The organism is Enterobacter sp. kpr-6 (assembly GCF_900116015.1).
Lineage (GTDB): Bacteria > Pseudomonadota > Gammaproteobacteria > Enterobacterales > Enterobacteriaceae > Enterobacter_D.
The window spans coordinates 369,219-380,271 of record NZ_FOYH01000002.1 but is presented as its reverse complement, the minus strand read 5'-3'; the positions used below and the strand labels follow the sequence as shown (position 1 = coordinate 380,271).

Annotated in this window: 8 protein-coding genes and 1 pseudogene; 6 read left to right on the top strand and 3 right to left on the bottom strand. The window is 55.0% G+C overall.

The annotated features are described in order from the left end of the window. Window position 1: 1 nt before the first annotated feature. The 3 genes from BM373_RS06505 to BM373_RS06495 all read right to left on the bottom strand — a co-directional run bounded on the left by BM373_RS06505 (window position 2) and on the right by BM373_RS06495 (window position 2,782). Window positions 2–697, bottom strand: coding sequence for a fimbrial biogenesis chaperone (locus BM373_RS06505; RefSeq protein WP_090460622.1), 696 nt, complete (start codon window positions 695–697; stop codon window positions 2–4). Between the two features lie 78 nt (window positions 698–775). Then, window positions 776–1,300 (bottom strand): fimbrial protein, encoded by a 525-nt coding sequence (locus BM373_RS06500; RefSeq protein WP_090460621.1) that lies wholly within the window; start codon window positions 1,298–1,300, stop codon window positions 776–778. A 195-nt stretch (window positions 1,301–1,495) separates the two neighbouring features. Continuing rightward, window positions 1,496–2,782 carry a citrate synthase gene (locus BM373_RS06495; RefSeq protein WP_090460620.1) on the bottom strand — a complete coding sequence of 429 codons (1,287 nt, stop codon included), beginning with the start codon at window positions 2,780–2,782 and terminating at the stop codon, window positions 1,496–1,498. 634 nt (window positions 2,783–3,416) lie between these two features. On the opposite strand from BM373_RS06495, the pseudogene sdhC reads away from it, so the two are divergent. The 6 genes and pseudogenes from sdhC to odhB all read left to right on the top strand — a co-directional run bounded on the left by sdhC (window position 3,417) and on the right by odhB (window position 10,978). After that, window positions 3,417–3,820, top strand: a pseudogene (gene sdhC, locus BM373_RS06485) (succinate dehydrogenase cytochrome b556 subunit). Beyond that, a complete protein-coding gene (gene sdhD, locus BM373_RS06480) occupies window positions 3,814–4,161 on the top strand; it encodes a succinate dehydrogenase membrane anchor subunit (RefSeq protein ID WP_090460618.1) in 348 nt (115 codons plus the stop codon). The pseudogene sdhC and the gene sdhD overlap by 7 nt, the downstream one beginning before the upstream one ends. Then, on the top strand, window positions 4,161–5,927 hold the full coding sequence (gene sdhA, locus BM373_RS06475) for a succinate dehydrogenase flavoprotein subunit (RefSeq protein ID WP_090460617.1): 1,767 nt from the start codon (window positions 4,161–4,163) through the stop codon (window positions 5,925–5,927). Before sdhD ends, sdhA begins: the two co-directional genes overlap by 1 nt. 15 nt (window positions 5,928–5,942) lie before the next feature. Next, on the top strand, window positions 5,943–6,659 hold the full coding sequence (locus BM373_RS06470; protein ID WP_090460616.1) for a succinate dehydrogenase iron-sulfur subunit: 717 nt from the start codon (window positions 5,943–5,945) through the stop codon (window positions 6,657–6,659). 267 nt (window positions 6,660–6,926) lie between these two features. Continuing rightward, window positions 6,927–9,734 carry a 2-oxoglutarate dehydrogenase E1 component gene (sucA, locus tag BM373_RS06465; protein ID WP_090460615.1) on the top strand — a complete coding sequence of 936 codons (2,808 nt, stop codon included), beginning with the start codon at window positions 6,927–6,929 and terminating at the stop codon, window positions 9,732–9,734. A gap of 14 nt (window positions 9,735–9,748) precedes the next feature. After that, on the top strand, window positions 9,749–10,978 hold the full coding sequence (odhB, locus tag BM373_RS06460; RefSeq protein WP_090460614.1) for a 2-oxoglutarate dehydrogenase complex dihydrolipoyllysine-residue succinyltransferase: 1,230 nt from the start codon (window positions 9,749–9,751) through the stop codon (window positions 10,976–10,978). Window positions 10,979–11,053: the final 75 nt, after the last annotated feature.

Sequence of the window (11,053 nt, the reverse complement as noted above, 5' to 3'; positions counted from 1 at the left end):
TTTAGCGCAGGGTCGCGGTCTGCATGGCGGTTGCCCCGCCGGAATCATTGATGGTTTTCCAGTGCAGTTCCCCCCCGGCTACGTCGCCGTGCAGCGCGTAGCGCGCCGAACCAAACGGCGGCACCATCTGATTGGTGGTGTCCACACTGACGCCGCCGATATCCAGATGCTGAAAGGTGATAAAGCGTGGGCCGGGGTTAGTGACTTTCAGCATCTGCCCGTCACGCTGAAAGGCGGGGACAGATTCTGGCACATTGCGCAGCGCTTCGGGCCGCCAGAACAGCTTGATGCGGCTTTTTACCGCCACCTGGAGCAGGTTTTGCTCGCCCTCCACCGCGCGGGGAATGGCTTTGACATTCAGCCAGAACACCGACTCGCGATCAGTGGGTAATGCCGCGCCGGTATAGACGAGGCGCAAACTGTTTTCCGCTTCGGGATTGAGGCGAAATAACGGCGGCGTGACGACAAACGGTGGCTTTGAGAGTTCTTTTTCTGTGCCGTCCGCGCCTTTATTATCGACCCAGGATTGCACCAGAAACGGCTCGCGTTGATCGGTGTTTTTTAATAAGACGGCTTCTTCCCGGTTATTACTGTAATAAATAACCCGGATGGCCTGAGTCACCACGCCTGCACGGGCAGACGTGGCGATCATTAATAACAGAATAATGGTGTAAATATATTTTACCCGGCCAGACATATTTCCCTCTTTATCTATTTATGATGGGCATCCTTGCCCGCGTTAATAACGTCCTGTCAGCGCAAGAGAAATAGCGGCTTACTGGTAGTTAATCGTAAATTGAGAAACGGCGGTGATCAGACCTTCCCCGACGGCCGCATCGGTGGATTCTAACCGGGCGGTAAAGTTCATATCCACGCTGTGCGATTCGGCGTCGATCGCATAAGTGTGTGATTCGCCAAAAACCGGGATCTTAACGGCGCGATCGTCGGCAATCAGCACGCCGACGCCGGTGGCAGTGCCGGTGATAGCCAGCAGATCGCTGTTTACCGAATCAACGTTGCCATCAAATTTTACCGAGGCGCTGGTCAGTGCCGGTGGGCAGTCGGTCAGCGAAATGGTAAACGGGGTGGGAGAGGCGGTATCGCCTACGGCGTGAAACGTTGAGGCCGCGACGCGCCCTAAATTAACGTTAATGGTCGGAGCCGGGCCGCCATTCACATCACAACCGGAGGCGATAATCTCGCCGGTGAAATTAATCGTGCCGTCAGCCGCCTGCGCGACCGGGTGAAAACAGAAAAGTGACGCGCCCGCAATAAGCGTGGCCTTGAGTGTATTATCCATTACATATTCCTTTTAAAAGCGTTCCTTAAACATGATCTGCTCACAGAGAGCGAGCCCGATAATAATCAGGAGGCGGCTTTAAGGGGTAATCAATAATAATCAGCGGCGGGAAATGAGGTGAAAAGAGAGATTGTGAGGGCGTGAAATAAAAAAAGTCCCGGCTGGGGCCAGGACTTTTTATTCAGCAGGCAATAATCAGTGCTTGCTTAATTCGGATTTAAAATCACGCTGCTCGTAGCCGGTATACAGCTGGCGAGGACGGGCGATTTTGATGCCGTCGTCGTGCATTTCGTTCCAGTGTGCAATCCAGCCCACGGTACGCGCCATCGCGAAGATCACGGTAAACATGGAGGACGGAATGCCCATCGCTTTCAGGATGATGCCGGAGTAGAAATCGACGTTCGGGTAGAGTTTGCGCTCGATGAAGTACGGGTCGTGCAGCGCGATGTGCTCAAGCTCCATCGCCACTTCCAGCAGATCGTCTTTGGTGCCCAGCTCTTTTAACACTTCATGACAGGTTTCACGCATCACGGTGGCGCGCGGGTCGTAGTTTTTGTAAACACGGTGACCGAAGCCCATCAGACGGAAAGAGTCGTTTTTGTCTTTCGCGCGACGCACAAATTCAGGAATGTGCTCAACGGAACTGATTTCTTCCAGCATTTTCAGCGCAGCTTCGTTCGCGCCGCCGTGGGCCGGTCCCCACAGGGAAGCGATACCCGCAGCGATACAGGCGAACGGGTTAGCGCCAGACGAGCCGGCGGTACGCACGGTCGAGGTGGAGGCGTTCTGTTCGTGATCGGCGTGCAGTACCAGGATGCGATCCATGGCGCGTTCCAGCACCGGGTTCACTTCATACGGCTCGCACGGCGTGGAGAACATCATATGCAGGAAGTTGCCCGCATAGGAGAGGTCGTTACGCGGATAAACGAACGGCTGACCAATGGAATATTTGTAACACATCGCGGCAACGGTCGGCATTTTCGACAGCAGACGGAAGGCGGCAATGTCACGGTGACGCGGGTTATTCACGTCCAGCGAGTCATGGTAGAACGCCGCCAGCGCGCCAGTCACACCGCACAGCACGGCCATCGGGTGAGAGTCACGACGGAAACCGTGGAACAGACGGGTGATCTGCTCGTGGATCATGGTGTGGCGGGTCACGATAACTTTGAAATCGTCGTATTCTTCCTGGCTTGGCTTTTCGCCGTACAGCAGGATGTAGCACACTTCCAGGTAGTTAGACTCAGTGGCTAACTGATCGATGGGGAAACCGCGATGGAGCAGGATACCTTCGTCACCGTCGATAAAGGTGATTTTAGATTCACAGGAAGCGGTGGAGGTAAAACCAGGGTCAAAAGTAAATACCCCTTTTGAACCCAAACTACGGATATCAATAACATCCTGACCGAGCGTGCCTTTTAGCACATCCAGTTCAATAGCATCGTCACCATTGTAGGTGATGGTTGCTTTCTTATCAGCCATTTACGGTCTCCTTAGCGCCTTAGCTTAAGACTGCCGGAAGCCGGATTTGCATTCATAGTGAAAATCAATGTTACCGGTTTGTTATTTGGCTCGCGGCTCTGTGAAAAAGAAGAACCAGGGTACAGAGCGATGGGCGCTTGCGGGCAAACATTGAAAACCATTGAAATAACAGCAAATCAGGGTTTTAGCAGTCCGAATTTGTCAAACCTGTATATCACTAATAACTGTCCTGATAACGTCGGTCAATCACTCACACTGTTACATAACTAAATCTCAGGTGAAAGAGAGACCCCATAACTTTTACGAATTATATGCCTTTTCGGATGTTGTTTGTAACAATAATGTTTAACTTTTGTCAAATCCGATGGTTAAATTTTAAAAATATGTTGTTATCGTGATGTGGGTCACTGTTCAGCATAAAACCCGACAAACTATATGTAGGTTAATTGTAATGATTTTGTGAACATCCTATACTGCCGCCAGGTCTCCGGAATACCCTGCAGTCCCGAGCCAACCAGCGTTGTAACGTGTCGTTTCGCATCTGGAAGCAATGTAATTTGCATGACGCGCAGTTATAGAAAAGGACGCTGTCTGACCCGCACGCAGCCCGGAGGAAGGAAACAATAAGAACAGCATGTGGGCGTATTAATGATAAAAAATGCTAAAAAACAAAGACCTGTCAATCTGGATCTGACAACGATCCAGTTTCCTGTTACGGCTGTTGCGTCCATCCTCCACCGTGTGTCTGGCGTCATTACTTTTGTGGCGATCGGGCTCCTGCTGTGGCTGCTGGGGCTGTCGCTGTCATCTGAAGAAGGGTTCGCCAGCGCATCCGCGATCATGGGCGGCTTCTTCGCCAAATTCATTATGTGGGGCATTCTGACGGCGCTGGCTTATCACGCAGTCGGTGGTATTCGCCACGCATTGATGGATGTGGGCTATCTTGAAGAAACCTTTGCAGCCGGAAAACGTTCCGCCTGGATTTCAATTGCAATCACTGTCGTGCTTTCACTTCTCGCAGGAGTCCTCGTATGGTAAGCAACGCCTCCGCATTCGGACGCAACGGCGTACATGACTTCATTCTGGTTCGTGCGACCGCCATCGTTCTGACGCTGTACATCATCTATATGGTGGGTTTCTTCGCCATTAGTAGTGATTTGACGTATCAAAGCTGGACGGCTTTCTTCTCTTCCGCCTTTACCAAAGTCTTTACCCTGCTGGCGCTGTTCTCGACATTGATCCATGCCTGGATTGGCATGTGGCAGGTACTGACCGACTACGTTAAACCGGTGGCCGCGCGTCTTGGCCTGCAACTGCTGATTGTGGTTGCGCTGCTGGTTTACGTTATTTATGGATTTGTTGTGGTGTGGGGTGTGTGATGAATTTACCAGTCAGAGAGTTTGATGCTGTCGTAATCGGTGCTGGCGGCGCAGGTATGCGCGCGGCGCTGCAAATTTCCCAGAGCGGCCAGACCTGTGCGCTGCTCTCTAAAGTTTTCCCTACCCGTTCCCACACCGTGTCAGCACAGGGCGGTATTACCGTCGCACTGGGCAATACCCACGAAGATAACTGGGAATGGCACATGTACGACACCGTGAAAGGTTCCGATTACATCGGTGACCAGGACGCGATCGAATATATGTGTAAAACCGGCCCGGAAGCGATTCTGGAGCTGGAGCATATGGGCCTGCCGTTCTCCCGTCTGGACGATGGCAAAATTTATCAGCGTCCGTTTGGCGGCCAGTCGAAAAACTTCGGCGGCGAGCAGGCGGCACGCACGGCGGCAGCGGCTGACCGTACCGGCCATGCCCTGCTGCACACCCTTTATCAGCAGAACCTGAAAAACAAAACCACCATCTTCTCCGAATGGTATGCGCTCGATCTGGTGAAAAACCAGGATGGCGCTGTCGTCGGTTGCACCGCGCTGTGTATTGAAACCGGCGAGATGGTCTACTTCAAAGCCCGCGCAACCGTGCTGGCGACCGGCGGGGCAGGCCGTATTTACCAGTCCACCACTAACGCCCACATCAACACCGGCGACGGTGTCGGTATGGCGCTGCGCGCAGGCGTACCGGTGCAGGATATGGAAATGTGGCAGTTCCACCCGACGGGCATCGCAGGCGCAGGCGTGCTGGTGACCGAAGGCTGCCGTGGTGAAGGCGGTTATCTGCTGAACAAACACGGCGAGCGCTTTATGGAGCGTTACGCGCCGAATGCGAAAGACCTCGCGGGTCGTGATGTGGTGGCGCGTTCCATCATGATCGAAATCCGTGAAGGTCGCGGCTGCGACGGCCCATGGGGTCCGCACGCGAAACTGAAACTCGACCATCTGGGTAAAGACGTTCTTGAATCCCGTCTGCCGGGCATTCTGGAACTCTCCCGCACCTTCGCTCACGTTGACCCGGTGAAAGAGCCGATTCCGGTGATCCCAACCTGTCACTACATGATGGGCGGCATTCCGACCAAAGTGACCGGCCAGGCGCTGACGGTGAACGCGCAGGGCGAAGATGTGGTGATCCCGGGCCTGTTCGCAGTGGGCGAAATCGCCTGCGTATCGGTGCACGGTGCCAACCGTCTCGGCGGCAACTCGCTGCTCGACCTGGTGGTATTTGGCCGCGCGGCGGGTCTGCACTTGCAGGAATCTATCGCTGAACAGGGTCCGCTGCGTGATGCCAGCGAGTCCGACCTTGAAGCGTCACTGACACGCGTGAATCGCTGGAACAACACCCGCAGCGGTGAAGATCCGGTGACCATCCGTAAAGCGCTTCAGGAATGTATGCAGCATAACTTCTCGGTGTTCCGTGAAGGGGATGCGATGGCGAAAGGGCTGGAGCAACTGAAGGTGATCCGCGAGCGTCTGAAAAATGCCCGTCTGGATGACACCTCCAGCGACTTCAATACCCAGCGTGTCGAGTGCCTGGAGCTGGATAACCTGATGGAAACGGCGTACGCCACGGCGGTTTCGGCGAATTTCCGTACCGAAAGCCGTGGAGCGCACAGTCGCTTTGACTTCCCGGATCGTGACGACGAAAACTGGCTGTGCCATTCCCTGTATCTGCCTGAATCGGAGTCCATGACGCGCCGTAGTGTCAATATGGAACCGAAACTGCGTCCGGCATTCCCGCCGAAGATTCGTACTTACTAATGCGGAGACAGGAAAATGAAACTCGAATTTTCGATTTATCGTTATAACCCGGATGTCGACGACGCTCCGCGCATGCAGGATTACACCCTGGAAGGCGAAGAAGGGCGCGACATGATGCTGCTGGATGCCCTGATGCAGCTCAAAGAAAAAGATCCGACGCTGGCGTTTCGCCGCTCGTGCCGCGAAGGGGTTTGCGGCTCCGACGGCCTGAACATGAACGGCAAAAATGGTCTGGCCTGTATCACGCCGATCTCCGCACTCGGCAACGGAACGAAGAAAATCGTTATCCGTCCGCTGCCAGGCCTGCCGGTAGTGCGCGATCTGGTGGTGGACATGGGGCAATTCTATGCCCAATATGAGAAGATCAAGCCTTACCTGTTGAATAATGGGCAAAATCCACCCGCTCGCGAGCATTTGCAGTCGCCCGAGCAGCGTGAAAAACTCGACGGCCTGTACGAATGTATTCTGTGCGCCTGCTGCTCGACGTCCTGCCCGTCATTCTGGTGGAACCCGGATAAGTTTATCGGCCCGGCGGGTCTGCTCGCCGCCTATCGCTTCCTGATCGACAGCCGCGATACGGAAACCGATAACCGTCTGGAAGGGTTGAGCGATGCTTTCAGCGTATTCCGCTGCCATAGCATCATGAACTGCGTCAGTGTGTGTCCGAAAGGGCTGAACCCGACGCGCGCCATCGGCCATATTAAGTCGATGTTGTTGCAGCGCAGTGCTTAAGTAAGTTACCCCTCACCCCGGCCCTCTCCCCATGGGAGAGGGGGGAAAATTCCCTCTCCCTCAGGGAGAGGGTTAGGGTGAGGGTAAAGATGAAATGAATCGCAGGAAACCTCTAAAAACTGCCCTGATGTGTTGACAGTTTTTAAAGGTTCCTTCGCGGGCCAACTCAACGAAAAGAGCTCGCAAGTGAACCCTGGTACGTGCTCCTCACGGTGTACGGTGTAGTTATCCACGGCGAATAAGCAGATAAATGCTTAAGGGATCACGATGCAGAACGGCGCAATGAAAGCCTGGCTGGACTCTTCTTACCTCTCTGGGTCGAATCAGAGCTGGATAGAACAGCTCTATGAAGACTTCTTAACCGATCCTGATTCGGTAGATGCGAACTGGCGCTCTATGTTCCAGCAGCTACCGGTGACCGGTGTGAAACCGGATCAATTCCACTCTAAAACGCGTGATTATTTCCGGCGTCTGGCGAAAGATGCTTCGCGTTATACCTCCTCCGTTTCCGATCCCGATACCAATGTGAAGCAGGTTAAAGTCCTGCAACTGATCAACGCTTACCGCTTCCGTGGTCACCAGCATGCGAATCTCGATCCGCTGGGACTGTGGAAACAGGAGCGCGTCGCCGATCTCGATCTGGATTACCACGATCTGACCGAAGCGGATCTCCAGGAAACGTATAACGTGGGGTCATTTGCCATCGGCAAAGACACCATGAAGCTCGGCGATCTGCTGGACGCCCTCAAGCAAACTTACTGCGGCTCCATCGGCGCTGAGTACATGCATATCACCTCAACGGAAGAGAAACGCTGGATCCAGCAGCGCATCGAATCCGTGGCGGGTCGTCCTTCGTTTACCGCGAAAGAGAAAAAACGCTTCCTCAGTGAACTGACGGCGGCGGAAGGCATGGAGCGCTATCTGGGCGCGAAATTCCCTGGTGCAAAACGCTTCTCGCTGGAAGGCGGCGACGCGCTGGTGCCGATGCTCAAAGAGATGATTCGCCACGCCGGTAAAAACGGCACCCGTGAAGTGGTGCTGGGTATGGCGCACCGCGGCCGCTTAAACGTGCTGATTAACGTGCTGGGCAAGAAAACCCAGGACCTGTTTGATGAGTTTGCCGGTAAACACAAAGAGCACCTGGGAACGGGTGACGTGAAATACCACATGGGCTTCTCCTCAGACATGGAAACCGAAGGCGGCCTCGTGCACCTGGCGCTGGCGTTTAACCCGTCGCACCTTGAAATCGTCAGCCCGGTGGTAATGGGTTCTGTGCGTGCGCGTCTGGATCGTCTGGACGAGCCGAGCAGCAATAAAGTTCTGCCGATCACCATTCACGGTGACGCGGCGGTGACCGGGCAGGGCGTGGTTCAGGAAACCCTGAACATGTCGAAAGCCCGTGGTTACGAAGTGGGCGGTACCGTGCGCATCGTGATCAACAACCAGGTGGGCTTCACCACATCGAACCCTCTGGATGCACGCTCGACGCCGTACTGCACCGACATCGGCAAAATGGTACAGGCCCCGATTTTCCACGTTAACGCTGATGATCCGGAAGCTGTGGCTTTTGTCACCCGCATTGCGCTGGAATTCCGCAACACCTTTAAACGCGACGTGTTTATCGACCTGGTCTGCTACCGCCGTCATGGGCATAACGAAGCCGACGAGCCGAGTGCAACCCAGCCGCTGATGTATCAGAAAATCAAAAAGCACCCGACGCCGCGTAAAATCTACGCTGACCGTCTGGAGCAGGAAAAAATCGCCACTCTGGAAGATGCCACCGAAATGGTGAATCTGTACCGCGACATGCTCGACGAAGGGCAGTGCGTGGTGAAAGAGTTCCGCCCAATGAACATGCATTCGTTCACCTGGTCGCCGTACCTCAACCACGAGTGGGACGAAAGCTACCCGAACAAAGTGGAAATGAAGCGCCTGGTGGAACTGGCGAAGCGCATCAGCACGGTGCCGGACGCCATTGAGATGCAGTCCCGCGTGGCGAAAATCTACGGCGACCGTCAGGCGATGGCCGCAGGCGAGAAACTGTTTGACTGGGGCGGCGCGGAAAACCTCGCTTACGCCACCCTGGTTGACGAAGGCATTTCCGTGCGTCTTTCCGGTGAAGACTCCGGGCGCGGTACCTTCTTCCACCGTCATGCAGTGATCCACAACCAGGCTAACGGTTCAACATATACGCCGCTGCACCACGTGCACAATTCTCAGGGCCCGTTCAAGGTCTGGGACTCCGTGCTGTCGGAAGAAGCGGTACTGGCGTTTGAATACGGTTACGCCACCGCCGAGCCGCGCACGCTGACCATCTGGGAAGCACAGTTCGGTGACTTTGCTAACGGCGCGCAGGTGGTGATCGACCAGTTCATCTCCTCCGGCGAGCAGAAATGGGGCCGGATGTGTGGCCTGGTAATGCTGCTGCCGCACGGCTACGAAGGTCAGGGCCCGGAGCACTCCTCCGCGCGTCTGGAGCGTTACCTGCAACTGTGTGCTGAACAGAACATGCAGGTGTGCGTACCGTCCACCCCGGCGCAGGTGTATCACATGATCCGCCGTCAGGCGCTGCGCGGTATGCGTCGCCCGCTGATCGTCATGTCACCAAAATCGTTGCTGCGTCATCCGCTGGCAGTGTCTACGCTTGATGAACTGGCTAACGGTACATTCATGCCCGCTATCGGTGAGATTGATGACATTGATCCGCAAGGGGTTAAGCGCGTAGTCATGTGTTCTGGTAAGGTTTATTACGACCTGCTCGAACAGCGCCGTAAGAATGACCAGAAAGATGTCGCCATTGTGCGTATCGAACAGCTTTATCCGTTCCCGCATCAGGCGATGCAGGAAGCGTTAAAACCGTATGCCCACGTACATGATTTTGTCTGGTGCCAGGAAGAGCCGCTTAACCAGGGCGCATGGTATTGCAGTCAGCATCATTTCCGTGAAGTGATTCCGTTTGGGTCTGCTCTGCGTTATGCAGGTCGCCCGGCCTCCGCCTCTCCGGCGGTAGGATATCTGTCCGTTCACCAGAAACAGCAACAAGATCTGGTTAATGACGCGCTGAACGTCGATTAAATAAAGGATAAATAATGAGTAGCGTAGATATTCTTGTTCCCGACCTGCCTGAGTCCGTTGCTGATGCGACTGTCGCGACCTGGCACAAAAAACCAGGCGATAGCGTGCAACGCGATGAAGTGCTGGTAGAAATCGAAACTGACAAAGTGGTACTGGAAGTACCGGCCTCAGCGGACGGCATTCTGGATGCAGTGCTGGAAGATGAAGGGACGACCGTCACCTCTCGCCAGATCCTTGGCCGCCTGCGCGAAGGTAACAGCGCGGGCAAAGAGAGCAGCGTGAAGTCCGAAGAAAAAGACTCTACGCCGGCGCAGCGCCAGCAGGCGTCGCTGGAAGAGCAAAACAATGACGCGTTAAGCCCGGCGATCCGTCGCCTGCTGGCTGAACACAATCTTGACGCCAGCGCCATCAAAGGCACCGGTGTGGGCGGTCGTCTGACCCGTGAAGATGTGGACAAGCATCTGGCGAAAGCGCCTGCTCAGGGCGAGCAGAAAGCGCCAGCGCCGCAGGCTCAACCGGCTCAGTCTGCACCTGCGCTTGGCAACCGTTCTGAAAAACGCGTGCCGATGACCCGTCTGCGTAAGCGCGTGGCCGAGCGTCTGCTGGAAGCGAAAAACTCCACTGCCATGCTGACCACGTTCAATGAAGTCAACATGAAGCCAATCATGGATCTGCGTAAGCAGTACGGTGACGCGTTTGAAAAACGTCACGGCATCCGTCTGGGCTTTATGTCGTTCTACGTGAAAGCGGTGGTTGAAGCACTCAAACGCTTCCCGGAAGTGAACGCGTCCATCGATGGCGATGATGTGGTGTACCACAACTACTTCGACGTCAGCATGGCGGTTTCCACGCCGCGTGGCCTGGTAACGCCAGTGCTGCGTGACGTTGATGCGCTGGGCATGGCCGACATCGAAAAACGTATCAAAGAGCTGGCGGTGAAAGGGCGCGACGGCAAGCTGACCGTTGACGATCTGACCGGCGGTAACTTCACCATCACCAACGGCGGCGTCTTCGGATCGCTGATGTCCACCCCGATCATCAACCCGCCGCAGAGCGCGATCCTCGGCATGCATGCCATTAAAGATCGTCCGATGGCGGTGGACGGCAAGGTTGAGATCCTGCCGATGATGTATCTGGCGCTCTCCTACGATCACCGTCTGATCGACGGTCGTGAATCCGTGAGCTTCCTCGTGGCCATTAAAGAGCTGCTTGAAGATCCGACCCGTCTGCTGCTGGACGTGTAGTTTTTGGTTGTAATGCCCGGCAGCACAGTTTGCCGGGCCTACAAAAGCATGACCTAACGATTACCTGAAGGATGG